Below are 23,381 nucleotides of genomic sequence, written 5' to 3'. Positions count from 1 at the left end.
TGTAGTTGCATTTTTGTCAATCAACACTCGCAAATCCCCCTGGACGCTGAGGCACACAGAGCGGTGCGGCTCAGCAGCTCGTTCCGTTCGACCCCCAGCGGGTAATTTGGACATTCAGTTGCCAGACTATCTACCCACGCGCTGCCCGAGCATTGTCGCCAACAGCTTGCTCCCTGGGTGGGCCGCCGCGATCAGGTCACGGACCTGCGCTTGCACATGGTCGACCGCAACGCCCGCTGCCGGTGCAGCCCGCAGCGCCGCCGTGTAGGCATCGAGCACATCGGCTCCGGTGATGTCGTAGCCATACCCGAGCGCCATCCAGTGCAATGCAGCCAGACCGGCGGCGAGCGCGAACCCCGGCTGCATTTCCGCATGGTCACGGGCAGCACGCGTCAGGGTGCGCGGGTCAGCCGACCGGTGCCTGGCCAACTCGGTCGCCATGGCGAATAGCCCCGTATCCTTGGCCGCGGCGAACCACTTGCCCTCGCTGCCCGGCGTGCTGGCCACGAGATCGCGCAGGATTGCCGCCTTCGGAATTCCCGGGTACTTCCTGGCGATCGCCCGGAACGTCGCGAGATAGGTGGCGCCTTGATTCGCCTCGATCGCAAAGCGCTTGTACGCCTCTTCCGCGAGACCCGATTCCAGCAAGATCGCCTCACACGCTTGGGCGATCTGCCAGGGCGGGTCATTGAGTCCGCGCGATTCCTCGGCATAGCGCAAGGCCTCGGCCCGCCGACCCATGGCCACCAATGCCTTCACACCCCAACGCCGGTCGCGCCACCACTTGAACGGGGCTTTCTCGAGGAGCGCCAGAAGCTGCTCGTTGCGCCCTGCTGCGTATAGGCAAGCAAGACAGGCGGCTGTGCCGCCGTAGTACCGATGCTCACCTTGAGGTGACCCCCAGGCTGACTCCAAACCCGGCAGGAACTCCTCCGCCCAGGCCACCGCGATCTCGGGCGTTGCGCACAGATCACCCCAGAGTTCACCCAGTGCTTCGATGTAGGACATGCCGTCATTCTCGACGGCGGCCCATAGACGCTGCAGCCAACGCTGCCGCACACCGACATCCACAGTTGCCTCAGCGATGATTGGCACCAGGGTGTCGATGGCCCGATTCACTGCCGAGCCGATCGCCCCCGAAGAACTGTCCACCTGCTCCAATGCGGGAGAGAGTTTTTCCAGCAGGATGACAGCACCTTCCGCGGCAAGGACAGGCTCCTTGCGGGACATCGCCTTGATCTCGGAGACCGCTTCCTTGATCCGCTGGATCGGCAGATCCGACCGCCAGCCGAACGCGCCACGGCGAAACTTCGGTGCGAACTGCCAGGCGTGCTTGGTCAAGGGCTCTTTTCTGTTTGTCGCCAAAATCTCCGATCTCCTTCAGTCGTCGTCGGCATCTGATTCTCCAGCCCCCAGCTCGTGTCGCAGCACATTTCTCGCCATGCATTACTCCGAATGCGAATGATCGAGGCAAATCTGGATCGCGTCGCCGCCACCTTCGCGGCTGCGATGTAGTCCCTGGTCGATACCCAATTTAGAACCATGTGATGCGCACTCAGAGGCATTCCTCAAGCGCCCCCTTTGCCTTCTTTGCCTCTTCAGGCGGCAAGTTCTTGCGTCAAGTCCGGGTGACGGGCGATGAGGCGCAGCAAGCACAGCACGCCGCCGGACGGAGCGAAACGCCCCTGCTCCCAGTCACGCAAGGTGGCGACTGGTGTCGAGATGCGTTCCGCGAACGCTGCCTGCGTCAATCCCGACGCCTCTCGGGCCTTGCGCACGAGAAGCTGCTCGGGAGTCATCACGCGCCCCGCCCGCGTCCGCGCATCGTCCAGCGCCTGAAGCAGATCGGGCAGCGGCTCTCCCGCGTCGGCCTCGATGGCCTTGGCGATCTTGTTCACGTCCATGTCACACCACCTTTCGGATGTCCTTGGGAAGCATGTTGTCCTGCTCCACTTTGGCGTAGACCGCCACCAATAGCACGGCCTCCTCGTCGGTCAGATTCAAGTAGATCAGGCGCGCCCGCCGGACTTGCCGCTGCCAGCGCACCTTGCGGGATCCATCCGCCCCAGGAATCACGTCGACCGCGTCAGCATGCTCGACGATCTATGTGATGAACTGCAGCCGCCTCCTTCGGCCCAGATGCGATCGGCCTGCTTCTGAGTGCCCCCAGGGTCGGCTCGCCGACCCGTCCCCCGTGAGGGTCAGGGAAACTTGGGGTGGCCCGGCGTTTCGATGACCGTGCACATGGCTAAATTTTGTACTGGATTTCCGTAGGCCTGCTTCAGCCACTTGGTCGTAAATCCCCATGCGGCACGCCTTGGCCTTCGCGCTACCGGCCTGGATACTGCGTTCACCTCCAGTTCAAGGAGCGACGAGCGCCGACAACCAGCCTGCGATCGCACAGACGGCGAAACCTTCCAGTGCCTCGCGCGTACCGAATGCAGCGCTGGCCAGCGGCCCCAGGAAACTGGCCAATGCGAAGGCACCGAACAGCAAGCCGAACGCCGTCTCGGCATGGCCATCCTTGACGACATGTGCGGCCAGCGCCGGCAGCTTGCCTGCCATGCCGCCGAAGGCCAGGCCCATGAGCAAGGGATACAGGGCGAACGCCCTCGCGTCCAGGCCATGCAGCACGGCCAGCAGGATCGCCGCAGCCAGGGCGTTGACGGCCAGCACCACCTTGCGGCTGAAGCGTCCGCCCCGGACGTCGGCCAAGGCGCCGAAGCCCAACCGCCCCAGGCCGTTTCCGATCGCCATGGCAGCGACCGCAACGAGGGCGAAGCTCGAGCCGAAGCCAAGTTGGCGGGTGAGATGTCCAACCGTCGCGAATGACGCCGACCCCAGAGGGGCGGCGATCAACACCAGACCCAGTGCCCAGCGCATCGACCGATGGCCCAGCATGGTCCGCATTCCGATACGCGGGGCCAAGTGCACGTCCTGCGCAGGCAGAACCGGGAGGCCGGCCCAGGCCAGCCAGCCCAGTGCGGCATACAGGCCGAGCAGCAAAGCCAGCGCCGCGCGCCAGCCAAAGTGACCATTGAGCGACTCGAACAAGGGCGCGCTTACCACCGACGACATGCCATACAGCGCCAGCAGTGCGCCGCCCAGCACACCCCGGCGTTGTGGGTACAGGCGCGCGACGACGGCGATGCAGGCCGCCGTGGACAACCCGGCGCCAATCCCCAGGGCCACGATGCTGTAGCCCAGCATGAACGGCAGCGAATCCCCGAACACCAAACCGACCGCGCCACCGATCGTGAAGCAGCCGAGCGCCACCGCCAGCATCGCCCTGGGCGACATCCGCCGCAGCCCATGGCCGGCCAGGACAACAGCCGGAAGCAACGCGAGAGGCGTCAGCGAGAACGCCAGGTCGAGAGTCGCCCGAGGCCAGCCGCTTTGGGCATGGATGGCGGGCGCGATGGCGCCCCAGGAATAGATCAGCCCGAAGATGAACTGGAACGGCGCCAGCAGCAGCATGGGTGGCCATCGCCACCCGGTGCTCTCGCCACGGGCCGACACCATCATGCCAGTTCCCGGTGGATATCGGAGAACAGCCGCTCGGAAGCCGCCATGCCGCGCACGACCCCCTTCCTCATCCGGTGCAGCGCGTCAGCGCCCTGCGACAGCTTTCTCCGCAGAAGGCCATCCAGCGCAGCGCTGTGTTCGACGTCACAGATGCAATGCAGATCGATGGTCCGCATGTCCAGGCTCTCTTCGCTGCAGCCCATGCCCACGAGAGCGCGCTTCCAGAAGGCATACAAGTCGCAGACCCAGCACTCGATGGTTGAGAACGCGGCAAAGCTTTGCAGGTCATCGCCGTCGGTGATGATCGCCGCGTGTGCGTCGTAGAAGCGTCTGGAGATGGCTTTCGACGCGTTCTCGATAGTGGTAATGCGCTGTCCGATGCCCGTCGCCCGGTAGGGTTCGATCAAGCGTAGGCTGTGGATGAACTGGCGGTAGAGTTCCCCATGCTGTACCTTCCAAGTGCTTGGCTTCGCCGAACCAAGACCAAGCTCATCGACCAGATTCTCATAGATCACGGATTTCATCTCCTCATCCCGCAACGCCATGAACAAGCGGCAGACGTACTCGGTAAAGTCGTACACGAAGTCGGCGTACAGCTCGAACATCAGGAAAAGCCTTCCGGGGTCACCCCCGACCGCCTGATTGAGGGGATGCTCCAGGACCAGCGCGGTACGCAATTTCAGCAAGTCATCCAATCCGGCATCAGGCTGAACGGGAGGCGCAGAAACCACGGAAGCATGGGAATCGGTCATGATGGCGGACATGGTTTCCCTCTCCTTTGGGATGAAAACGGGTGACAAACAGTCTAAGAAGCACCAGTCGGCGAGCTTGCCGCTACATGAACCGAATTTTTGGAAGGAGATGAACACGTGGAAAACCAGACGCAGGGGACGTCGGCGCACGCATGGGAGCGGCTGCTGGCAGATCGCTTCGTGCCAGGCCAGGTCATCCTCGATGACGGCGGCCCCGGCGGCCGCCTGGAGCAGCATGCGAAGTTCAACAGGCTGTGGTTGGCGCAGCTATCGGTTCGCCCGCAGTCGATCACTCACGCGGTTCCAGATCTCGGCACGCTATCGGCCGAGGTACGCGCATCCATCGTCGCTCACGTCGTTGTCGAAGGCGACGGCTTCATTGAACAGAACGGCACGCGCCTGTCCTTCGGCGCCGGGGACATCTCGTTCCGCAACCTTGCCGAGCCATCGCGTGTCGTGTTCAAGACGCCCGGCAGCTTCTACGCCCTACGCCTGCCGGCAACGGCCATACGCCTCCATCGTGCGGACCACGCGAGGTACCGCCCCCTTGCGCCGCGGATCGCGCGCGGCGCCGCTCTGCCTGCTGAGACAGTCCGCCGGGCTCTCTCTGGCATGGCCATGGATGGCTCGTGCGGTACCGCCGATTTCTACATGTCCTTTGCGCTGCCGTGGCTGTTGGCAGCCGCCTATCACGGTGATTCAGCGCCAGCGCCCGCCATCCGAGCCGGAAATGAACTGCGCTGGCAACAGGCGCTCGACTACGTTGAGCAGCATTTGTACGACGCGGACGTTCTGTCCGCCGTGGCCTGCGCGCAAGCGATCGGCGTGTCAGAACGCTATCTGCACCGGCTGTTCGCCCAGCGAGGACTGCGCTTCTCGCGGATCGTGCTGGCCAAGCGTCTCGAGGCCGCGCAAGCGATGCTGCAATGCGAGGCCTACCGGGAGCAGGCCATCGCCTCCATCGCCTATCAATGCGGCTTCAAGGATCCCGCACATTTCAGCAGGCTGTTCAAGGAGCGCTACGGCGTCTCGCCGCGGAACTGCCGAACGAATGATTAGGGCACTCTGCCACTTGTCGGTGGTCAGACTAAACAGCTTCATCATCCAATGATGGCATCCGATTGTCTTCGCGCCGAGCGCGCCGATGATTCATCAGCGTAAGGCCGAAGCCGAAACAGGCCAGCACGATACTCAACTCGCACATTGCGCTCCAGCCGTAGCGCAAGATGCGTATTCCGGCGAACGTGACCGCTGATTCCGGTCATCGTGACCGATGGTGGTGTTGCGCGGCTTGATTTTAGGTTTGGCTTGCTTTGAGGGTTGGCTTTCCTTTCTCAAATTGTTGTTGAAACGGTTTCGTCAGGCCCCCGCCAGGCCGCCGGAGGCACCCCCCGATCGGGCATGTATGCATGATCCCGCTCGACAGGCATCAGAGAATCAATCGGTATCTTTGCTTGCGGGCGCCTGCGAGCCCGCCTTGCCTTTGGCCGGCACCTTCTTGCGCAACGACTCTCCGGTGAGCGTGAGTCGGTGATGGCTTTGCATCAGCCGATCCAGCATCGCGTCGGCCATCGTGGCGTCACCAATCCATTCGTGCCAATGCTCAATGGGCAACTGGCTGGTGATGATCGTGGCGCGGCTGGCCGCCCGGTCATCAATGATCTCCAGCAAATCGGCCCGCGTTTGCGCATCCATGGCCGTCATCCCCCAGTCATCGAGCAGCAACACGTCCGTGTTCTTGAGCGTGTCCAACCAACGCGTGAAGGTGCCATTGGCGTGCCGTATGCGCAGCTCCTCGCCCAGGCGGGGCACGCGTTGGTAGATGGCGCTGTGGCCACGCCTGCAAGCGTGCTGCGCCAAGGCGCACCCCAACCACGATTTGCCCGCCCCGGTGGGGCCGGTAATCAGCACCGCATGCCCGGCCTGCACCCAATCGCCCAGGGCCAGGCTCATCACCGCGCTGCGCTCAATGCCGCGCGTGCTGCGGCTGTCCAAGTCCTCAATGGCGGCCTGTGGGTATTTGAGCTTGGCCAACTTGAGCAGGCGCGCGCAGCGCCGGTCCTGCCGGCCATGCACTTCGCGGTCCACCAGCAGGGCGAGCCGCTCCTCAAAGCTCATGGCGGCCATGCCGCCGGTGCGCAGTTGCTGCTCCAGGGCCTGGGCCATGGTCTCCAGCCGCAAGCCGCGCAGCTGATTCAGGGTCGTGTTCATCATCATGGTCGTCTCGTTCTCGTGTGGGATGTTCATTGGTAGTAATCCGCGCCGCGCACATGCGCGTGCGACGGGCTCGTCCACTCGGGCGTGGTGCTGGCTTGCAGCAGGTCGCGCCGGTTCACCAAGATGTCGCGGATGTGCGTGTACTTGGAGGTGCCCAACGCGCACGCCAACACGCAGGCCGCCTCCAGGCGTGCGTCGCCGTAGCGTTTGCTCAAGGACAACAACCCCAGGCACGCTCGGTACGCGTGCTCGGGATGCCGCTGCCGCTCCAGCATCCGGCGCACCGTGAGGGCGCAGGCCACGCCGACACGCTCGCCCCAATGGATGAGCCGCTCGGGCGTCCACTGGGCCTGGGCTTGGTGCCGATCGGGCAGGTGTTCAGCCACGGTGGTGAAGCCCCCCGGGTGCGCACAGCGCCTGTGGCTGGCCACGCGTTGCCCGCGGTGCACCACCTCCACGGCACTGGCCGTGATGCGCAGCTCCAGCGCCATGCCCACCAGGGCGTGGGGCACGCTGTAGCGGTGGGCTTCGAACTCGATGTGGCTGTCGATATGCACGCGCACGGTTTTGAAGACCGCCCATTCCCAGGCTTGCAGCGGCAGCGCCATCAGCGCCGGGGCATCGATTTCCTTGAACACGCTGGCCCGGCAGCCGGGCAGCTTCTGGAAGGCGCGCTGGTTGAGGTATTCCAGCAGCGGGGCCATGGCGTCGTTGACGTCGTCGATGGTGGCGAACTGGATCTTGCGCAGGCGCGCCAAGATCCAGCGCTCCACCAGTTGCACGCTGAGCTCGACCTTGGCTTTGTCCTGTGGGTGATAAGCCCGCGCGGGCAGCACCGAGCAGCCGTAGTGGCGGGCAAAGTCGAGCACGGTGTCGTTCAACTGTGGCTCGTAGCGGTTGGCGCTTTTGACCAAGGCGCGTGGGTTGTCTGGGACGATGAGTTGCGGCACGCCGCCAAAGAAGGTCAGCGCGCGCGCCGTGGCGCCGAGCCAGTCGCAGGCCGTTTGCGCCGGCGTGGCCAGCGCGAAGCAGTAGCCCGAGGCGCCCATGGCGGCGACAAAGATGTTGGCGCGCTGGCCATTGGTCAAAGCCACCGTGGGTCCGGCGTAGTCGATGAACAGCTTCTCGCCGGCGCGGTGGACTTGGCGCATTGAGCGCTTCAGACGATTGGCAAACTGGCGGTAGTTCTCGCAGAACTGCGAGTAGCGCCAGGGTTTGACGGGATGCTCGGGGTCGTGTTCGTCGCCGGTCTGGGCGCAGTATTCCTCCCACAGCAGTGCCAGCGTCATGCCTTTGCGGCGCAGCTCCTGGTGAATGCGGCCGTAGTCGGCCTGGGCGTAGATATCGCTGGGCCGCGGTGCGGAAAGAAGCTGCCGCTCCAGGGCTGCTTCGTCCATCGCTGCCACGGTGGGCCAGTCCAGGCCGGCGGCCACGGCCAAGCCGACGTACTTGGTGACCACACCTTTGGAGATGCCCAGAGCGGTGGCTATTTGCTGGTGGGATTGCCCACCTTCGAGTTTGAGACGCAAGGCGTCTTTGAGTTTGCGCATGTTGATCCTTGGGGCGGCCATGGGGCTCCTGCAAATGCAGTGAAGCTACTTGGTCCGCCAGGTTGATTCATGCGCAACACCATTCCGGTGTCGTAGTCCAACGGCCCGGTCACGATGACCGGATTCGCCGGTCACGTTCCCGGAATCGCCCGGTCACGATGACCGGAATCAGCGGTCACGTTGGTCCGGAATACGCACAAGAAGATCATCGGCCCAACGACCGAGCCAATAGCGCCAGCCGCATAGTAGGTGAACATATAGACGCTGTAGATGCGACTGCGCGCCGCAGCGTCGATCGCAAGCAGCCGCGTCTGGTTCGCCACTTGGGCCGCAAAACAGCCCATGTCGAACAATGCCACGCCGATCGCCGTCCCGATGATCGAAGCGGAGGAGACGTAGAGGAATAGGCACCCGATCACCACAAGCAGGAATCCGCCAAGGATGACGGGGCGGTGGCCCCAACGGTCTGCGAACTGGCCCGCGGGCCGAGTCGCGAACAGGCCGAGCAGTCCTGCAAATCCGAACAGACCCACCTGCGCCGGCGTTAAGCGCAACGGCGGTTCGGCCAGCCCCAGGGCAAGACAGACCCAGAGCGCGCTGAAGATGAAGAACCAGCAAGCACCCACGGCAATGCCCTCGCGAAGCAACGGGTGCTGGCGCGGCAGATCCGTCAGGCTGATCAGCAAACGCAGGTAGGGCTCCTGGCTCTGCTGGCTGGCATGCCGTGGCAGCAGCCGCCAACACAGCCCGCCGAACACGACTGCGACGACGCCGAAGCTTGCCAGCATGACGCGCCAATCCGACATTTGGGCGATCAGTCCCCCCACGAAACGGCTGAGCAGGATGCCGGCTGAAATGCCCATCGCCACGGTGCCAACCGCACGGCCCCGCGTCTGCGGAGGCGACACGCGAAACGCCACGCCCGACAGGTGCACGGCGTTGGTCGCCATCGCGCCCACGAGGCAAGCCGCCGCCAACAGGGCATCGAGGGACGGGGCGGCTGCGCCAAGAAACAGCGCCAGCCCAAGGAGCAGGAACTGCCAAGCGACCAAGGTGGCCGGCTTCAGTTTGTCGCCCAGTGGCACGAGCAGCAGAATTCCTGCCATATAGCCAATCTGCAGGCTACCCACGATCAGGCCGGTTGTCTCTTGCGAGACGCTCAGATCTCTGGCCACGATCGGCAGCACGGGTTGCAGCGCATAGTTGTTGGATATGGCCATGCCTGCTGCAGCAGCGATGAAGATCGTCAGGCGTTCGGAGTTCTTTGTCTCGTGTTCCATGTGTCCATAACTGTCGGAATGAACTGGCATCAAGCGGCATCCAGATCAAGGCTGGTTCGATCACAGCCGGAATCTCGGGAATCGAGAGGGGCAGCGTCTGTACCGGCGTGGACGCTGCCGACTTCCCTCCGCTGGCTTAGGCCAGTCGGCCGCGCTAGTCGCGCTGGCCAAGCGTCTCGGTCATTCGGATGTCCTGACCGCAATGGCCTCAACTTCGACCAAGATCGACGAATCGACGAACGGCAGGGCATGCACCAGGGAGAAGGCTGGACGGATCTGGTGATAGACCTCGCCATGGGCACGGGCGGCATCCTCCCAGTGCTCGAAGTCTGCTACCACCAGTCGACTCTGCACGACGTCGGACATGGCGAAGCCATTGTCACGCAGCACTTTCTCGACGATAGCCAACGCGTCTCGGGTCTGCGCATAGACGTCTGGTCCTTGTCCAGCTGTGCCAGATAGGTAGATGGTGTCGTTCACCACTACGGCCCGCGAATACCCGACTTTGGGCTCCCAAGGGGAGCCAGTACTGACAGTCTTTCGCATCTGATGCCATCCTTTCATTTGATGTTAAGTGACTACTACCGTAGTAGTACTCAAAAGCATTCTTATACTACTCTGGTAGTTAGTCAAGCGATTGACGTCATGTTGGCCGTAGCAGAAGAAGGGGAATGGAATGGATGTGGATTCGGAACCCATCAGCGCATTGATTCGCCTAGGGTTCACCCAATACGAGGCCCAGGCGTACACGGCCCTGGCGGGGCAGCCGCCCCTTACCGGTGCGGAAGTCGGACGTCGGGCGGGCATGCCGCTATCGAAGGTCTACGAGACGCTCAACCGCCTTGAGGCGCGGGGCGCTGTGCTCGTGAATCGCTCCGAGCCGGTTCGGTATGCGGCGGTCCCGCATACCGATCTGCTGGGCGAGCTGCGTTCGCGAATGGCGGCCGATGTGCAAGCCGCGGCAGCAGCATTCGACCGACTGCCCGCGCAGCGCGAGCCGGGACTGGTCTGGTCGCTCAGTGGGCGAGAGCCCATCGTCCAGGCGTTTGCGCGAACGATCGACAAGGCGTCCTCCATCATCTTTGCCGGGGTCTGGGACGAGGAACTCGAGACGCTGGGGCCATTGCTGGAAGCGGCGGCAGCCCGTGGGATAGAGACTCATGTGGCCATCTACGGCACCCGAATCCTGTCTGGTCCCACGACTTACGACTTGTCGGAATGTGGTGCGAGTGCCCGGCTGAGACTCGCGGGGCGGCGTCTGGCCGTCGTGGTGGCGGACGACAGCGAGGCCGTCGTCGCCGAATTCGGCGATCGCACGCCGGATCAGGCCACCCTCACGACCAACCCAGTGATGGCTTTACTCGCGGTGGAATACGTCAAGGCGGATGTGCTGGGGCGGCTGCTCATCAACGCCATGACGCCTGCGGCTTACAAGAAGCTATTGAGGACCGCTGATGCTCAGGCCATTTTGCGCCCGATCGCCGCATCGAGCAAATAGCGGCAAACCGACACGCCAGGGATTGCGGGTACTGGAGCCCGCTGAACGCAGCAACGCGGACAGACGCGCGGGCCAAGACCGTGGCACCAAAAAAAACGATCGGCACGCTTTGACCTTTCGTCCAACAAGCGCCGATGCGACCCAACCAAACAGCTTCGTCATCCTTGTTGCGCACAGGGACTGATCTTCACTGGCTCGAATACGCCGGCAGAATCATCGTCCGATTCACCAGCACGTTGAACGCATAGCCCGGGCGGATGACGAGTGTGGGCTGGATGTTCAGGTTGCGGTTGAGCAGGTTGGTGCCGACGTTATTGAGTTGCTGCGCCATGGCTGCTGCCGCCTGCTGGCTGGTGGACGGGGTGTTGAGCGCTCCTGAGTTCTGCGGCTGGCTGAGCTGCGCACCGACGCCGAGCAGACTCATCAGGATGGCGCTGCCGAAGACGCGGAAGTAGTGGTTGTCCACCTGGTCGTGGAATCCGGCCTGGCCCTTGCCGTCGGTGCCCTCCATGCCGCGCAGGTCGATGGTGGCGCCGGTCGGGAAGATCAGCCTGCTCCAGGCCACCAGCACGCGGCTTTGGCCGTAGGCGATCTGGCTGCTGTACTGCCCGATCAGGCGGGTGCCCTGAGGGATGAGCACCACACTGGGATTCAAGCTGTCGTACACGGTCTGCCGCACCTGGGCGCTGATGGTGCCGGGCAGATCGCTGTCGATGCCGGTCAGCATCACGGCGGGGATCACGCTGCCGGCGAATAGCTCATGCCGGGCCAGGGGAGGCTGCACGGCTGCCGGCAGATAACCGTTGTCCCCCGGGGTCTGTGCGGCATCGAGAAAGCTCTTGTTCTGCTGCTGGGGCGATGGCTGGCCTGCACCGCCCTGCCCTGTCGCGCCCTGGAGTGCGGTGAGCGCCTTCTGCAGGGCTTGTTCCTGCTCGCCCGGCTTGGGCGCTGCGCCGAGGGCGAGGCGGCGCAGTTGTTCGGCGGTATCGCTTCCGGCCAATCTTGATGCGCTGGGCGCTGCCAGCTCGACCTTGGCGAGGTGCGCGCTCTGAGCCGCCAGCACGGCGCCCTCCAGGTTCTTGTAGTGCTGCTCTTCCAGCCATTGGTGATACTTCTGGGCGGGGGTGAGTTGCTGCGGGTTGGGGGTCGCGGCCAGGGTTGTTCCTGGGGTTTGCAGGGGAGAAGCTGGCGAGCTGGCTGAGGCCTTGGCTTGCGCCGGGTTCGATGCGCCGGGCGCGGGTGTCGCATTCGCCTGGGCCGCGCGCTGCATGGCCGCGATGTCCGGGCTGGTCAGGCCGACCTGTTCCCCCGAATCGCCGCCGTCGGAGGGAGCTGCCTGCTTGTTCCCGGCCGTCATGATGCCCAGGATCATGCCGCCAGCGACGACGCCTCCTGCGACAAAGGCGACTTTCTTGAAGTTCTTGCTCAGGCGGGCGCCGCCCTCACGCGGCGTGCCCTTGATGCTCAGGCCTTTCTCTTTTTTCTTCTTCCCGGCGGTGGCGCCGTCCACGTCCTGCGCGAGCAGGCTGCTGTCGGGTTCTGGGGTGTCGCCCTGTTTGGAGTCGTTCATCGTCGTCTCCATCAGCGGGCCCACCAGCCGGCGTTCATCTGCTGGTGATGGCAGGTGACGCTGCGCGAGCCTTTACCCACGCCGACGACCAGCTTGAACTTCTGCGGCAGGCCGTCGATGACGAAGTAGTCGTGCACCAGGCGACTGTTGAGCAGTTCGGTGGTGTCGCTGGTGACGTTGAACACGGCGGGCGCATCGGTGTAGCGCATCTTGCCCGGCATCTGCAGATAGGTGTGGCCGCCGCCGGAGAACACGCGCAGCGGCAGCAGGTCGTCGTTCTCCAGGTCGGAGTGCCCGTCGTCGAGTTTGCAGGTGTAGTAGAAGTCCAGGGTCGAGGGGTCGATGTGGCCCAGCGGGGCGATGACGGCCTGCTGCTTGGCGGCGGTCTGCGCCGCTTCGGCGGCGCGCTGTTGGGCGGCCTGCTGCTCCATGTTGATGACCAACTGCTGCGGATCGTAGAAGCCGATTTGCGGCACATAGTTGTGCTGGTCGCTGACCAGCGTCAGGTAGTACACCCGGCCCGCATCGGTGGTGACGGCCAGATTGGTCGTCAGGCCCGCGGCGGTCGGTTTGACTACGACGACCGGCGTCTTTCCGGCATCGGCGGTCTGCACCAGCCAGCGCACGCTGTCGCCGATGGACAGGTTGGTGATGTGCTCGCCGGGCAGCAGGTTGATGACGCAGATGTGCAACGGGGCGCAGGTGATGGTGGGCTGGCTCTGGCCATAGGCATACATCACCATGCCGTTGGTGCCGACCATGCTGGGGGCGCTGCCGGTATTCAGCCAGGTCTGGGCTGCGGCCGTGGTCGCCCGCCAGGACAGCGGGATCGGCGCCTTGAGGTCGTAGATCTGATGGCTGGTTTGCAGTGGGATCGATGTCGTGGGCTTGATGTCGGGCTTGGGTTGGGAGGCTGAGGCTGCCGGTGGCGCGGCGTGGGCGGTGGCTGCGGCGGCCAGGATGGCCAGGGCGAGCAGGGATTTGGTGGGAGTCATGTTGGATCCTCCTGATAGAGCGTGATGGAATTGACGAAATCGGGTCGCAGGATGCGCGGGCGCAGCACGAGGCCGACCGCTGCGAGCCAGAAGGCGTAGACGAAAGGGTTGAAGCGGTAGCCCGATAAATCGAGCACGGGGAGCAGCACGAGCAGATCGAGGGGAACGCACAGCATCAGGGCCAGCCCGATCGTCTCCAGGAAGGCGCAGACGATGTACCGCCCAGACCACCGGGCGGCGGCTTTGCGCTGTTCCAGTCGATCGCTCACTTGGCGGCGCCGACGATCTGCGTCCAGGTCACGTTCTTGACGAACAGGCCCAGCGGGTTGTCGAGCATGACCTGGGGGTTGTCGGCCAGCTTGGGGTCGAGGCCGGTGGTGATGTTGGCGCGCCAGTGTTCGACCGGCTTGGGCTGACCTCCCTCAAAGCGCATCTCATCCCAGCCGACCTGCCAGGTGTCCTTGCTGACGGGCAGGACGCTGGTGATGGTGACGTTGACGGTGAAGTCGCCGAACGGCGGGTGGGCGGCGTACCAGGTGTTGAGATAGGACGCGGCGCTGCTTCCGGTCATCGCATAGACCTTGGCGATGAGCGCCTTCTGCGCCGTGGGATCGGGGATGACGCTGCGCGCCGTCCACACCCAGTTGGCGACTTGCGCCTCGATGATGCGCTGGCTGACGGCGCTACCGCCCGCAGGCTGCGCCATGGCGACCGGGTTGCCCATCTTGTCGAGGGCGACGACGAAGGGCTGAATCTTGCTTTGTCCGCCGATGTAGGTGATGCCGGCGACGGCGATCGCGGCCACGGTCAGACTGGCGAAGGCGGCTAGCCGCCAGGTCTTTGCGCGGGCGAGCGCGTCGCCATAGCGCTCATCCCACTCGCGCCGGGCGTTGAGGTAGGGGTTGGCTTCGGCCATACCGTTCTCCAGGGTTGCGGCGCCAGACGTTGGCGCCCTGCCCTGACTCTGCGGGGTGGGGACAACTGCATCAGCGGGTGATGCGTCTGTCAGGGAATCCGCGTCCGTGCTTTGCACCGACGCAAACCCAACGGCCCGGTGCACGGCACCCGGCCGAGGCGGGCAGCGCCCCAGTGCGCTGTGCCCCGCCAACTCGCGCAGCGAATCAGTTGTGCGTTAGAGTTTGCAGAGGGTTTGCATTCCGCTAATACTGGCCCATGTACTCGATTGAATACAGCCGCGAAGCGTTCAAGAGCCTCAAGGCCATGCCACGCAATCTTGCAACGACAGTGCGCGAAAAGATCGAGCAGTTGGCGGCTGCGCCCCATGGACCGAACAACAACGTGAAGAAGTTGCAGGGACGCTCCGGTCTATCGGTTGCGCGTCGGCGATTGGCGCGTGATTTACGAGATTCATGATGACTGCCTGGTGGTGATGATCCTGGCGGTTGCCCCACGAGGAGGTGCGTACCCATGAGCACGATTCAATTCATCGAACGCAACGGGAAGCGGGAATACGCCGTGGTTCCGATGGAGTTGTTTGCGGGGCTCATGCGCGCCGCCGAGAGCCTGGATGACGTTGCCCTGTTCGATGCCGTGAAAGCTGCAGACGATGGATTCCGGGTGCTGGGTGCTGTCGCGCATGCGATCCTTGATGGAGTCCATCCCGTCAAGGCCTGGCGCGACTATCGCGGATTCACCCAGGACGCTTTGGCCGAGAAGGCCGGCATCAGCAAGGCCTATCTCAGCCAGATCGAGACGGGCAAGCGGATCGGAGTGGCCAAGACTCTCAAAGCCCTCGCAGCGGCGCTGGGTGTAACGCTCAACGACTTGCAGCCCTGAGTGCCGCGAAGCTATGAACGCCGGTGATGGCGATGGCAGCGACTGCCAATGCACCCAACGCCGCGTAGCGCCGGCTCCTGGCGCGCCTGATTGCGCTGGAGGTTGCAGGAGGTGCGGGTGTAACACGGCTTTAATGTTTATACAAAAAACACTTTGCACGGCCATTTTGTGTTTATACAATAATTCACATGGACTACGAATTCGACCTATCCAAAGACGAAAGCAACCTCGACAAGCATGGCTTGTCGCTAGCCGAAGCTGAAGGCTTTGAGTGGGAAGCAGCGGTGGTTCGTGAGGACACGCGCAAGCAGTACGCCGAGCAAAGATTTGAAGCCACCGGTTACATCGGCGAACGTCTGCACGTGATGGTCTATTGCCTGCGACCCGATGCAGTCCGCGTCATCAGCCTGCGCAAGGCAAACACGAGAGAGGTGAAGCGCTATGCCGAAACTTAAAACCGGAACGATCTACCCCACGCAGGAAGAGGACGCGGCCATCAATGCAGGCATTGTGGCTGACCCGGATAACCCTGAATGGACAGCAGAGGACTTTGCCAGGGCAAAGCCAGCTAGCGAGGCGCTACCGCCGGAAATGTACGCCGCGCTAGTCGCCAAGCGTCCTCGCGGTCGCCCGAAGGCCGACGAAACCAAGGTATTCACCGCGATACGACTGGACGCCGACCTGCTGGAAACCTTCAAGTCCACCGGGAAGGGTTGGCAGACCCGCGTGAATGCCGCACTGCGTCAGTACTTAAACGAGCATCCCTTCCCCCACTGACCGGCATCGGTCTTGTCGGCGCGGCCCTGAGTGCCGCGAAGCTATGACCGCCGTTTCTCGATCAGGATCGAGACGGTGATCGAAGCGGAAAAGAATGCGGCCCAGATGCCGACTGCCGCGATGGGCTCGAAGCCGCGCTCCCACAGCACGGCGAACCACACGGCGTTGACCACCTGCAGGAGCAGGATCACCAGACTCTTGCGGTCGCGCTGCATCGCTTGTGAGAGACTCGCACCGATTTCGTCGGCAACCTGTCTGCGCAGGCGGTTTTTGTCGTCGGCCATCTCAGTGCTCCACATGGCCGAGGCGGATCTGAATGCCGCTGCCGCCCCCGCCCTCATGCCGGGCAATATCGTCTTTGGTGCTGGCCACCTTGCCGAGGTTGTCTTTCAGCACGTCGAACGGCTCTCGATCCGAGTTGCTCGCCGCCTTGCTCAGATCGGCAGACCCGCTCTCGCCGGAGGGTGCGCCCAGCGCATCGAGCGGGCCTTTCGGCGGGACGCTCGGTGCGGGTGCGGGTTGCGCAGATGCGGATGGGGCAGAGGACGGCAACGGTGTGCTCGAAGGGCCGCTGATGCCCTTGCCTTCCATCATGGCCTGCGACGCTTGGCCCAGACGGGCGGTATTGGCGCCCGCGCCGCTCACCCCGCCCAGCGATCCACCAGGTGTGCCAGAGGACGGTGCGGGCGCGGAAGCACCGCCCCCTTTCCCGCCGCCGCCGATGGAACCCATCATGTCGCCTGCGGGTTTGCCCGCTGCGCCAGTGGCCTGGCCGAGGGCGGCGAGTTTTTCTGCGCCGGCAATCGCGCCGCCCGCGCCTGAGCCGCCACCCGCCCCAGCCCCGACCAGGCCTGCCATTCTGTCGAGACCTTTGGCGGCGCTGGCGTAACCTGCGGCCCCTGCCACGCCCGCTGCGGCGATGCCGCCAGCGATCGCCGCAGCGCCGCCCGCGACGTTGCCCAGGGACATATTCGGAGACCCGTTCATCAGGCTGCCCGCCAGGCCCGGCGCCTGCATGCCGATGACCCCGTAGATCAGCATGCTGACGCCGACCGTCAGCAGATCGGTGGGCGGCAGCGACTTTCCTCCGGTGTATTGCGCGATGTAGGCGAGTTCGCTGTTGATGAGGTTCTGCCCGAGGCCGATGATGGCGTAGATCATCAGCAGCTTGATGCCCACGCTGACCAGATAGCCGATGTATTTCTCGCCGAAGCTGCTGGTCAGGCCGGAGCCCGTGAAGCCCAGCATCACCAGGCCAGCGCCGCCGACCAGATAGGTCTCGATCAGCGTCATCAACAGTTGCAGGGCGACCAGGCCAAAGCCGATCAGGGCCAGCAGCGAGGTGACGGCGATGATGATGGCCAGGAACAGGTTGGTGCCGATGTTGGTAATGCCCCCCGGAGCGTTGTTATAGACCTCATAGAGCTGATGCACCACGGAGAAGGCCATCGACATCACGCCAGAAGGCGAGGCTGTTGCAGCGCTCGAACCGCCGATGGCCTGCCCCATGTCCATGAAGCTCGATGTGATCAGCGGCATCCACATCGGCGCGTACTTGACGATGGTGTAGAAAAAGGCGATGGAGGCGATCTTCAGCGTGGCCCCGGCAATGAAATCGGCCAGATCGTTCTTCTTGAGCACCTGCTTGATCCCCCACCAGGACAGATCCATGGCGGCCAGCGCCGTAAAAATCTTGAAGGCATAGCCCTGAGCCGTGGTCATCCAGCCGGTGGTCGCGGCTTGAAACTGGGAGCTGATGGTGTCGAGGTAGCCCTGCCCCCCTGGGCCGCCCGTCAGGGTGGGCGCCGGGGCGGCGTGGGCGGTGGCCGCCACCGCAAGCAAGAGCATCAACCCCGCAGCGACGGCCCATTGCGTGCGGGTTGGGAGGGCCCCCAGACCTGCCGCGTTCGCGTCAGCCCCCCCAAGGGGGATGAGAAAACTTGGGGCGGCCCTGCGTTTTCTCATGAGGGCATGGCGCGACGTTGCGGCGGTGACGGTTCGCATCATCGCTCCTCAGAATGCACCGGGCCCGGTGGGCGCCGTCAGGATGGGCGTCACGCTGTTGGACTGGTTCACCTGCGTATGCGCCTGCATGGCCATGTAGTTCAACATGGCCTGATTGCCGGCCTGAATGTCGGACTGCAAGCCTTGCATCTGGTTGACCATCATCCCGGCGATCTGGTTGCCGGCCTGCATGACGGCTTTGCGGCCATCTGCCGACTGACTCTGCGCCTGGATGGCCGCCAGGGCCGACTGGGTGGTCTGGAAGTTGGACGCATTCAAGCCATACTGCTTGAGCACGTCAGCGATCTGGCTATCCAGATTGCTCGTCCACGCCTGCAGGCTGGCGTTGTAGTTGCTCAACACGGTGTTGGGGGCGCCGAACTGCGACTGCACGGCCGATACCGTGTTCGCGGCGGCATACGAGAGTCCTTTGGCGTTGCCGACCAGGCTGACCAGACTGCTGAGCTGGCTGCTGATATTCGGCCAGAGCTGAGCCGGGATGTTCTGCATGTTCACGGCCTGATTGAAAACCTGCTGGAACTGCGCCTGTAGCTGCTGCGCCTGGGTCGCGTATTGCTCGACCAGGGTCAGTTCCTGCACGATCTGTTCGGGAAACGTGGCCCCGGCGATCATGCCAGTGGCATGCGCTGGTGCGCTGGCGAGCGCCGCGAGGAGGGTGACGGCGGCGATGCGGGTCTTGTTCATGTTCATGGTCATTCCTTTCCGAATGGATTACTGCTGAGGCACGCCGGTCTGGCTGCCGATGTTTTGCAGGGTGGTGTTGGCCTGATTCCTTGCCGCGCCTTGCGCTGCGGTGTTCAGGGTGTTGGCGATGCCGGGTGACAGGGCATTCGCCTGGGCGGCTGTGGTGTTGCCGGTGGCGATAGCCTGGTTCTGGATGTTCTGCTGATAGGTGTAGATGCCCTGCTGCTGATCAACCTCGTTCTGCGCGATCTGGGCGGCGGATGACCAGTCGGGGTCGCCGGTGGACTGCGCCTGTGCGTTGTCGTAACCGGCGATCTGGTTGGCGGCGTTGCGCGAATACTCGGCGCTCAGTCCGGCCAACCCGGCCTGCGCCGCAGTGACGGCGGCGTTCTGGTTCTGCTGGGCCGCTGCGCCCAGGGCGTTCTGCTGGGCGCAGCGGCGGACGTGTAGCCCGTGTCCGTGCTGGCGGCTGTGGCGGATTGCCCCTGCTGCACGCCGGTCTGTGCGGTGGTTTGCGCCAAGGCCTGTTGAGCGTTCGTCGATCCTGCTGTCTGCCCTTGCGCCACCCCGGTCATGCTGCTGATCTGGCTCAGCGTGCCTTTGGCGCTGTTCAGCGCCGAGGCGGCGGCGGCCACATTGAGGGCCGTGCCGAGCACGGGTGCGGCGGCGACGTTGGCGGCGTAGGCCGCATTGGCATGGGCCTGCTCCGTCGCGTTGACGGCCCACCAGAACGCGGCGCAGCCTGCATTCCATCCCGAGCACGCTGCGGCGTTCTGAGCCGCCTGGTAAGCCGCGATGTTGGCGCTATACCCGCTCACGGAAAGGCCGTTCATCGCCGCCTGCGTCGCCGCCCCGGCGATCAGGTATTCGCCGGTGTGGTTCGTCACCGTGGGCTGGCCTTGCTGCACGCTGGTTTGCTGGCCGATGTCCGCGAATGACTGGCTCGCGCCATGCTGCGCGGCGGACTGCGCCGCCGTGCTGTTAGCTTGCGCCGTGGGCTGCGCGGCATTCTGCGCCGCGTTCAGGCTGCTTGCCTGGGTCGCCTCGTTCTGGTTCTGGACCGGAATCTGGTCGTCGGCCTGCGTCTGGTTGTCGTTGGCGACGGTCTGGGCCTGATCGGCGGCCTGCTGCCAGGCGTCGCCGTACCAGAAACCGCCACTACCCGCATATTGCGCATCCTGATTGGAGATGTCCTGCGCGGTGTTGGCCGCGGCCTGGTAGGCCTGCTGGTTGTAGTACGCCATGCCAGCGTCGTAGGTCGCGTTGCCGTTGGCGTTTACGGCTGCGCTCAGGCTTTGCTGTGCCGAAGGATCGGGCGATGGCTCGGGCGCTGGATACGTCTGCGCATGGCAGGTGGCTGCCGTGGCGAGCGCGACGGCGAGGAAGACGGGTTTGAAAGCTCTCATTGGTAACTCTCCCACAGTTGTGCGGCCTCAAACTGGCCGCGTTCGCGCAGCCACTGGGCGGGCCACGCATGGCCAAGGGTGTCGCGCAGTTCACGGATGCGCGCGATGTCGGTTTTGCCGCTGGCCCCGACGAAGGCCAGTTCGGGGCCGGTCAGGCCGAGGTCGAACAGGCGGCGCCCGTCGGGGTGCATGACGTAGTACTGGCGCTTCGGGGTGGCGAAGGCCAGAATCTTGATTTGCCGGGCGTTAAGGCCGACGGCCTCGTATAGCGGCCGGATGTTCTCGGTCTCGGCCTCGGGGTTGGGCAGAAAGATCTTGGTCGGGCAGGATTCGAAAATCACGTCGGCGATGCCCGAGCGGGTCAAGTCGGTCAGCGATTGGGTGGCGAACACCACGGCGACGTTGGCCTTGCGCAGCACTTTGAGCCACTCCCGGATCTTGGCCTTGAAGGCGGGATGGCTGAGCATGATCCAGGCTTCATCGAGGATCAAGAGCGTGGGCTGGCCCTTGAAGCGCTGCTCGATGCGGTGGAACAGATAGGTCAGCACGGGCAGCACGAGCTTGTCGCCCTTGTTCATCAGGTGTTCCATCTCGAAGACCTGGAACACGTCCTGCCCCAGGCTGTCGGTTTCGGCGTCGAGCAGGTGACCGGCCATGCCGCGCAGGGTGTAGGCCTGCAGGGCTTCGCGCAGACTCTGATCCTGCAGCAGCACGAGAAAGTTGGTCAGGGTGCGCTGTGCCATGTTCTCGGTCGAGGCGCCGAGCTGGGTGATCGCGCGGAACAGCTCCTGGCGGTGGTGGGGCAGCATCCTGACGCCCTGCAGCTCGCACAACTGCTCCAGCCATTCGGCGGCCCAGACGCGCTCGTTCGGTTCATCCACCCGGCCAAGCGGGCAGAACGCCAGATCACCCTGCTCGCCGGCGATGTCGTAGTGCTCGCCGCCCGCCGCCCAGCACAGCGGCAGCATGGAGTAGCCCTTGTCGAAGGCGAAGACCTGCGCACCGGGATAACGGAACTGCTGCGCCGCCACGAGGGCGAGCAGGGTGCTCTTTCCGGCGCCGGTCGGGCCGAGGATGGCGGCGTGGCCCAGATCGCCCGCGTGCAGGCTGAGGGTGAAGGGCGTGCCGCCGTCGGTCTTGGCCTGCAGCAGCGGAGGGCTGTTCGGGGGATAGAACGGACAGGGGTTGCGCTCCGGCCCGGCCCAGACGGCGGTCAGCGGCAGCAGGTGGGCCAGGTTGAGGGTGTGGAGGATGGGGCGGCGCACATTGGCGGCGGTGTTGCCCGGCAGCGTGCCCAGATAGGCCTCGACCGCGTTCACGTCCTCCACGCGGGCGCCGAAGCCGCGGTTGAGGGTGAGCTTGACCATCTCGCGGGTGGACTCGTCGAGGATTTCCGGGTCTTCGTGCGAGAGCAGCAGCACGCTGGTGTAGTAGCCGAACAGCACCATGCCGCTGGACGCTTCGGCCAGCGCCTGCACGGCGTCGCTGGCCATGCGGTCGGCGTCGGCGTTGATGTGGGTGGCCTGGCCGCCGGCGTTCTCGCGCAGCAGGTTCATCATGCTCTTGCGCTTTTGCGCCCACTTGCTGCGGTATTTATTCAGCGTCTTCTCGGCCTGCCCCGGATCGAGGTAGATGAAGCGGCTGCTCCAGCGGTAAGACACGGGCAGGCGCGAGAGCATGTCCAGGATGCCGGGGAAGCTCTCCGGCGGCAGGCTGGTCAGGGCGATGCAGGAGATACTGCGCCGGCCGATGCGGGGGATGAAGCCGGTGGTGAAGTCGTGCTGCCCGAGCACGGCGTCCAGATACATCGGCGCCTGCGCCATGCGGAAGGGACGGCGATCCGGCAACAGGCTGATGCACTGTTCCAGGTGCGCGAGGAGGGGGCTGTCGATGGCGCCGGTGCGCAGATCGATGCGGTCTTTGAGGCGATGGATGTCCAGCAGGGTGGAGAGGCGGGATTCCAGTTCCCGGATCTGTTCCTTGAAGCGCTCCAGATTGCGGTGGGCCGTGGCCTTGACGCGTCCCTCGACGAACAGATCGGCCGTCTTGCTCGCGGCGTCGGGCATGGGGAACCAGGTGACAGTGAGGATGAAGCGGCTGCGGTAGCCGACGAAGCTGCGTTCGTGGCTGTGGCGGCGGGTGTCGTCGATCAGCCGCGTGGTGCGGTCGGGGAAAGCTCCGGGCGGGGCGTAGCCCGGCGCGGGGGCGCGCACGGCGTCGCAGTGCAGCACCCACCCATCGCCCAGTTTGAGGGCGGCGTTGACGCGGGCGGACATGGCGCCGAGTTCTTCCTGGGTGGAAGAGTCCAGATCGGGGCCGTGATAGGCCCAGGCGGCCATCAGGCCCCCGCCCTTGGTCAGCACGATGCCGTTGTCCACCAGCGCCGCCCAGGGCAGCAGGTCGGGCAGGCCGTAGGCGGCCGAGCGGAACTCCTTGAGCGCCATCATGACCGCACCTCCCGATCCTTGGCGAAGGGGCTGGCCTGCGCGGGGTAGTAGCGGCGATATTTGAGCAGTCGGCCGCCGGTTTTGGACAGGATGGGGTCGTAGGCCGCGGCGCGCGACAGCGCCCACTGGCCGACCATCCACAGCGTGACGCCGACGAGGGCGGCCCAGAGCTTGGCCAGCGAGAAGATGAAAATGCCGGCCACGATGGCCAGCAGCAGCACCAGTTGGCGTTCGCCGCCCATCATCAGGATGGGACGGTTGAGCGAATCATGGATGGGGGTTTGGGTGTCGTTCATTGCGGAACTCCGGTCACGCGGTCAGTGAATTCGGTGAGGTCGGCCGTGTGGCGCAGCGCCGCCACGATCTGCGGCAACTCCCAGCCCTGCTCGACCAGAGCCTGCACGACGGCGATCAGGACTTCGGGCAGCGCGGGGCGGGGAGTCGCCTCCCCGCCTTGCCCGGCCTGTGAGAGGGCGAGGTGCATCATGTTCAGAACACCAGGGCGCCGGTCAGTCCGAGCACCTGGAGGAATTTGTTGCCCAGGACGATGAACGCCACGCCGAGCACCACATACAGCGCTTTCTTGGCGATGCCGCCGAGTTCTTCGCCGAACACCAGGGCGGCGCCCGCCGCCAGAAAGGCGATGACGCTGATGGCCGTGGCCACCGGGCCGGTCAGGTCGTTCTGCAGGGTGCTGACCGCGCTGTCCCACGGCAGGCCGCCGGCGCCGGTGGCGAAGGCGTCGGCCATGGTGGCGGCGAATACGGCGGAGGCCAGAACCAGGCGGCGCACGACGGCGGCGCGCAGGCGGTGATGGATGGAAAGCAGTTTGAGACGTTTCATGAGAAGACCTTTCAG

Annotated in this window: 29 protein-coding genes; 7 read left to right on the top strand and 22 right to left on the bottom strand. The window is 64.5% G+C overall.

Annotation, left to right across the window (positions count from 1 at the left end):
- Window positions 1-126: 126 nt before the first annotated feature.
- The 5 genes from THIARS_RS06020 to THIARS_RS06000 form a co-directional block, all read right to left on the bottom strand.
- Window positions 127-1,341, bottom strand: a complete 1,215-nt coding sequence (locus tag THIARS_RS06020; protein ID WP_094159855.1) for a hypothetical protein — start codon at window positions 1,339-1,341, stop codon at window positions 127-129.
- Between the two features lie 257 nt (window positions 1,342-1,598).
- Window positions 1,599-1,904: a helix-turn-helix domain-containing protein gene (locus THIARS_RS06015; RefSeq protein ID WP_094159854.1), complete on the bottom strand. Its 306-nt coding sequence runs from the start codon at window positions 1,902-1,904 to the stop codon at window positions 1,599-1,601.
- Window position 1,905: 1 nt separating this feature from the next.
- Window positions 1,906-2,046: a hypothetical protein gene (locus THIARS_RS18900; protein WP_233224692.1), complete on the bottom strand. Its 141-nt coding sequence runs from the start codon at window positions 2,044-2,046 to the stop codon at window positions 1,906-1,908.
- Between the two features lie 315 nt (window positions 2,047-2,361).
- Window positions 2,362-3,525 (bottom strand): MFS transporter, encoded by a 1,164-nt coding sequence (locus THIARS_RS06005; RefSeq protein WP_233224691.1) that lies wholly within the window; start codon window positions 3,523-3,525, stop codon window positions 2,362-2,364.
- Window positions 3,522-4,289, bottom strand: coding sequence for an iron-containing redox enzyme family protein (locus THIARS_RS06000; protein WP_141202341.1), 768 nt, complete (start codon window positions 4,287-4,289; stop codon window positions 3,522-3,524). The genes THIARS_RS06005 and THIARS_RS06000 overlap by 4 nt, the downstream gene beginning before the upstream one ends.
- A gap of 105 nt (window positions 4,290-4,394) precedes the next feature.
- Here THIARS_RS06000 and THIARS_RS05995 point away from each other — a divergent pair, with 105 nt between their 5' ends.
- Complete coding sequence (locus THIARS_RS05995; RefSeq protein ID WP_094159852.1) at window positions 4,395-5,336, top strand: AraC family transcriptional regulator; 942 nt, start codon at window positions 4,395-4,397, stop codon at window positions 5,334-5,336.
- Window positions 5,337-5,714: 378 nt separating this feature from the next.
- Here THIARS_RS05995 and istB read toward each other — a convergent pair whose 3' ends face one another.
- The 4 genes from istB to THIARS_RS05975 all read right to left on the bottom strand — a co-directional run bounded on the left by istB (window position 5,715) and on the right by THIARS_RS05975 (window position 9,870).
- Window positions 5,715-6,494 (bottom strand): IS21-like element helper ATPase IstB, encoded by a 780-nt coding sequence (gene istB, locus THIARS_RS05990; protein ID WP_094158947.1) that lies wholly within the window; start codon window positions 6,492-6,494, stop codon window positions 5,715-5,717.
- Between the two features lie 26 nt (window positions 6,495-6,520).
- The gene (gene istA / locus THIARS_RS05985) at window positions 6,521-8,065 is read right to left on the bottom strand and encodes an IS21 family transposase (RefSeq protein ID WP_094158946.1); all 1,545 of its coding nucleotides are present in this window, start codon (window positions 8,063-8,065) and stop codon (window positions 6,521-6,523) included.
- A 110-nt stretch (window positions 8,066-8,175) separates the two neighbouring features.
- Window positions 8,176-9,354, bottom strand: a complete 1,179-nt coding sequence (locus tag THIARS_RS05980) for an MFS transporter (RefSeq protein ID WP_094159851.1) — start codon at window positions 9,352-9,354, stop codon at window positions 8,176-8,178.
- Between the two features lie 150 nt (window positions 9,355-9,504).
- Window positions 9,505-9,870 (bottom strand): RidA family protein, encoded by a 366-nt coding sequence (locus tag THIARS_RS05975; RefSeq protein ID WP_013123542.1) that lies wholly within the window; start codon window positions 9,868-9,870, stop codon window positions 9,505-9,507.
- Window positions 9,871-10,000: 130 nt separating this feature from the next.
- Here THIARS_RS05975 and THIARS_RS05970 point away from each other — a divergent pair, with 130 nt between their 5' ends.
- Complete coding sequence (locus tag THIARS_RS05970; RefSeq protein WP_013123543.1) at window positions 10,001-10,822, top strand: TrmB family transcriptional regulator; 822 nt, start codon at window positions 10,001-10,003, stop codon at window positions 10,820-10,822.
- A gap of 187 nt (window positions 10,823-11,009) precedes the next feature.
- Here THIARS_RS05970 and THIARS_RS05965 read toward each other — a convergent pair whose 3' ends face one another.
- From THIARS_RS05965 to THIARS_RS05950, 4 genes are read right to left on the bottom strand one after another with little or no spacing between them, the layout of a single operon-like run.
- Complete coding sequence (locus THIARS_RS05965) at window positions 11,010-12,392, bottom strand: TraB/TrbI/VirB10 family type IV secretion system protein (protein ID WP_013123544.1); 1,383 nt, start codon at window positions 12,390-12,392, stop codon at window positions 11,010-11,012.
- Window positions 12,393-12,403: 11 nt separating this feature from the next.
- Window positions 12,404-13,387 (bottom strand): TrbG/VirB9 family P-type conjugative transfer protein, encoded by a 984-nt coding sequence (locus tag THIARS_RS05960; RefSeq protein WP_094159850.1) that lies wholly within the window; start codon window positions 13,385-13,387, stop codon window positions 12,404-12,406.
- On the bottom strand, window positions 13,384-13,656 hold the full coding sequence (locus THIARS_RS05955; RefSeq protein WP_013123546.1) for a hypothetical protein: 273 nt from the start codon (window positions 13,654-13,656) through the stop codon (window positions 13,384-13,386). The genes THIARS_RS05960 and THIARS_RS05955 overlap by 4 nt, the downstream gene beginning before the upstream one ends.
- Entirely contained in the window at window positions 13,653-14,303 is a 651-nt protein-coding gene (locus THIARS_RS05950) for a VirB8/TrbF family protein (RefSeq protein ID WP_013123547.1), read from the bottom strand. Before THIARS_RS05950 ends, THIARS_RS05955 begins: the two co-directional genes overlap by 4 nt.
- 257 nt (window positions 14,304-14,560) lie before the next feature.
- On the opposite strand from THIARS_RS05950, the gene THIARS_RS05945 reads away from it, so the two are divergent.
- The 5 genes from THIARS_RS05945 (at window position 14,561) to THIARS_RS05930 (ending at window position 15,961) form a co-directional block, all read left to right on the top strand.
- Window positions 14,561-14,761 carry a type II toxin-antitoxin system RelE family toxin gene (locus THIARS_RS05945; RefSeq protein ID WP_013123548.1) on the top strand — a complete coding sequence of 67 codons (201 nt, stop codon included), beginning with the start codon at window positions 14,561-14,563 and terminating at the stop codon, window positions 14,759-14,761.
- Window positions 14,742-14,819, top strand: a complete 78-nt coding sequence (locus tag THIARS_RS18895) for a hypothetical protein (RefSeq protein ID WP_245845762.1) — start codon at window positions 14,742-14,744, stop codon at window positions 14,817-14,819. Before THIARS_RS05945 ends, THIARS_RS18895 begins: the two co-directional genes overlap by 20 nt.
- A complete protein-coding gene (locus THIARS_RS05940; protein WP_094159849.1) occupies window positions 14,816-15,184 on the top strand; it encodes a helix-turn-helix domain-containing protein in 369 nt (122 codons plus the stop codon). The genes THIARS_RS18895 and THIARS_RS05940 overlap by 4 nt, the downstream gene beginning before the upstream one ends.
- A gap of 188 nt (window positions 15,185-15,372) precedes the next feature.
- The gene (locus THIARS_RS05935; protein ID WP_013123550.1) at window positions 15,373-15,639 is read left to right on the top strand and encodes a BrnT family toxin; all 267 of its coding nucleotides are present in this window, start codon (window positions 15,373-15,375) and stop codon (window positions 15,637-15,639) included.
- Window positions 15,626-15,961, top strand: a complete 336-nt coding sequence (locus tag THIARS_RS05930) for a BrnA antitoxin family protein (RefSeq protein WP_013123551.1) — start codon at window positions 15,626-15,628, stop codon at window positions 15,959-15,961. The genes THIARS_RS05935 and THIARS_RS05930 overlap by 14 nt, the downstream gene beginning before the upstream one ends.
- A 41-nt stretch (window positions 15,962-16,002) precedes the next feature.
- Here THIARS_RS05930 and THIARS_RS05925 read toward each other — a convergent pair whose 3' ends face one another.
- The 9 genes from THIARS_RS05925 to THIARS_RS05885 form a co-directional block, all read right to left on the bottom strand.
- Window positions 16,003-16,245, bottom strand: coding sequence for a hypothetical protein (locus tag THIARS_RS05925; protein ID WP_013123552.1), 243 nt, complete (start codon window positions 16,243-16,245; stop codon window positions 16,003-16,005).
- 1 nt (window position 16,246) lies between these two features.
- On the bottom strand, window positions 16,247-17,809 hold the full coding sequence (trbL, locus tag THIARS_RS05920) for a P-type conjugative transfer protein TrbL (protein ID WP_186436580.1): 1,563 nt from the start codon (window positions 17,807-17,809) through the stop codon (window positions 16,247-16,249).
- A gap of 165 nt (window positions 17,810-17,974) precedes the next feature.
- Window positions 17,975-18,676 carry a P-type conjugative transfer protein TrbJ gene (gene trbJ, locus THIARS_RS05915; protein ID WP_186436579.1) on the bottom strand — a complete coding sequence of 234 codons (702 nt, stop codon included), beginning with the start codon at window positions 18,674-18,676 and terminating at the stop codon, window positions 17,975-17,977.
- 21 nt (window positions 18,677-18,697) lie between these two features.
- Window positions 18,698-19,030 (bottom strand): hypothetical protein, encoded by a 333-nt coding sequence (locus THIARS_RS05910; RefSeq protein ID WP_094159846.1) that lies wholly within the window; start codon window positions 19,028-19,030, stop codon window positions 18,698-18,700.
- Complete coding sequence (locus tag THIARS_RS05905; RefSeq protein WP_094159845.1) at window positions 19,018-20,076, bottom strand: hypothetical protein; 1,059 nt, start codon at window positions 20,074-20,076, stop codon at window positions 19,018-19,020. Before THIARS_RS05905 ends, THIARS_RS05910 begins: the two co-directional genes overlap by 13 nt.
- Entirely contained in the window at window positions 20,073-22,523 is a 2,451-nt protein-coding gene (locus THIARS_RS05900) for a VirB4 family type IV secretion/conjugal transfer ATPase (protein ID WP_094159844.1), read from the bottom strand. Before THIARS_RS05900 ends, THIARS_RS05905 begins: the two co-directional genes overlap by 4 nt.
- Window positions 22,520-22,819, bottom strand: coding sequence for a conjugal transfer protein TrbD (gene trbD / locus THIARS_RS05895; protein WP_094159843.1), 300 nt, complete (start codon window positions 22,817-22,819; stop codon window positions 22,520-22,522). The genes THIARS_RS05900 and trbD overlap by 4 nt, the downstream gene beginning before the upstream one ends.
- Window positions 22,816-23,010 (bottom strand): hypothetical protein, encoded by a 195-nt coding sequence (locus THIARS_RS05890; protein ID WP_013123558.1) that lies wholly within the window; start codon window positions 23,008-23,010, stop codon window positions 22,816-22,818. Before THIARS_RS05890 ends, trbD begins: the two co-directional genes overlap by 4 nt.
- 2 nt (window positions 23,011-23,012) lie before the next feature.
- On the bottom strand, window positions 23,013-23,366 hold the full coding sequence (locus THIARS_RS05885; RefSeq protein ID WP_013123559.1) for a TrbC/VirB2 family type IV secretion system protein: 354 nt from the start codon (window positions 23,364-23,366) through the stop codon (window positions 23,013-23,015).
- Between the last annotated feature and the right edge of the window lie 15 nt (window positions 23,367-23,381).

The sequence above is a fragment of the Thiomonas delicata genome, assembly GCF_900088825.1.
GTDB classification, from domain to species: domain Bacteria; phylum Pseudomonadota; class Gammaproteobacteria; order Burkholderiales; family Burkholderiaceae_C; genus Thiomonas_A; species Thiomonas_A delicata.
Note: the sequence above shows the minus strand (reverse complement) of the source record. Positions and strands in the feature narration are given on the sequence as shown.

Coding starts and splice junctions, on each gene's coding strand:
- THIARS_RS06015 (WP_094159854.1), bottom strand. CDS start 1,904: ATGGACGTGAACAAGATCGCCAAGGCCATCGAGGCCGACGCGGGAGAG.
- THIARS_RS06005 (WP_233224691.1), bottom strand. CDS start 3,525: ATGATGGTGTCGGCCCGTGGCGAGAGCACCGGGTGGCGATGGCCACCC.
- THIARS_RS06000 (WP_141202341.1), bottom strand. CDS start 4,289: ATGTCCGCCATCATGACCGATTCCCATGCTTCCGTGGTTTCTGCGCCT.
- istB (WP_094158947.1), bottom strand. CDS start 6,494: ATGATGATGAACACGACCCTGAATCAGCTGCGCGGCTTGCGGCTGGAG.
- istA (WP_094158946.1), bottom strand. CDS start 8,065: ATGGCCGCCCCAAGGATCAACATGCGCAAACTCAAAGACGCCTTGCGT.
- THIARS_RS05980 (WP_094159851.1), bottom strand. CDS start 9,354: ATGCCAGTTCATTCCGACAGTTATGGACACATGGAACACGAGACAAAG.
- THIARS_RS05975 (WP_013123542.1), bottom strand. CDS start 9,870: ATGCGAAAGACTGTCAGTACTGGCTCCCCTTGGGAGCCCAAAGTCGGG.
- THIARS_RS05970 (WP_013123543.1), top strand. CDS start 10,001: ATGGATGTGGATTCGGAACCCATCAGCGCATTGATTCGCCTAGGGTTC.
- THIARS_RS05965 (WP_013123544.1), bottom strand. CDS start 12,392: ATGAACGACTCCAAACAGGGCGACACCCCAGAACCCGACAGCAGCCTG.
- THIARS_RS05960 (WP_094159850.1), bottom strand. CDS start 13,387: ATGACTCCCACCAAATCCCTGCTCGCCCTGGCCATCCTGGCCGCCGCA.
- THIARS_RS05950 (WP_013123547.1), bottom strand. CDS start 14,303: ATGGCCGAAGCCAACCCCTACCTCAACGCCCGGCGCGAGTGGGATGAG.
- THIARS_RS05945 (WP_013123548.1), top strand. CDS start 14,561: ATGTACTCGATTGAATACAGCCGCGAAGCGTTCAAGAGCCTCAAGGCC.
- THIARS_RS05940 (WP_094159849.1), top strand. CDS start 14,816: ATGAGCACGATTCAATTCATCGAACGCAACGGGAAGCGGGAATACGCC.
- THIARS_RS05935 (WP_013123550.1), top strand. CDS start 15,373: ATGGACTACGAATTCGACCTATCCAAAGACGAAAGCAACCTCGACAAG.
- THIARS_RS05930 (WP_013123551.1), top strand. CDS start 15,626: ATGCCGAAACTTAAAACCGGAACGATCTACCCCACGCAGGAAGAGGAC.
- THIARS_RS05925 (WP_013123552.1), bottom strand. CDS start 16,245: ATGGCCGACGACAAAAACCGCCTGCGCAGACAGGTTGCCGACGAAATC.
- trbL (WP_186436580.1), bottom strand. CDS start 17,809: ATGCTCTTGCTTGCGGTGGCGGCCACCGCCCACGCCGCCCCGGCGCCC.
- trbJ (WP_186436579.1), bottom strand. CDS start 18,676: ATGAACATGAACAAGACCCGCATCGCCGCCGTCACCCTCCTCGCGGCG.
- THIARS_RS05905 (WP_094159845.1), bottom strand. CDS start 20,076: ATGAGAGCTTTCAAACCCGTCTTCCTCGCCGTCGCGCTCGCCACGGCA.
- THIARS_RS05900 (WP_094159844.1), bottom strand. CDS start 22,523: ATGATGGCGCTCAAGGAGTTCCGCTCGGCCGCCTACGGCCTGCCCGAC.
- trbD (WP_094159843.1), bottom strand. CDS start 22,819: ATGAACGACACCCAAACCCCCATCCATGATTCGCTCAACCGTCCCATC.
- THIARS_RS05890 (WP_013123558.1), bottom strand. CDS start 23,010: ATGATGCACCTCGCCCTCTCACAGGCCGGGCAAGGCGGGGAGGCGACT.
- THIARS_RS05885 (WP_013123559.1), bottom strand. CDS start 23,366: ATGAAACGTCTCAAACTGCTTTCCATCCATCACCGCCTGCGCGCCGCC.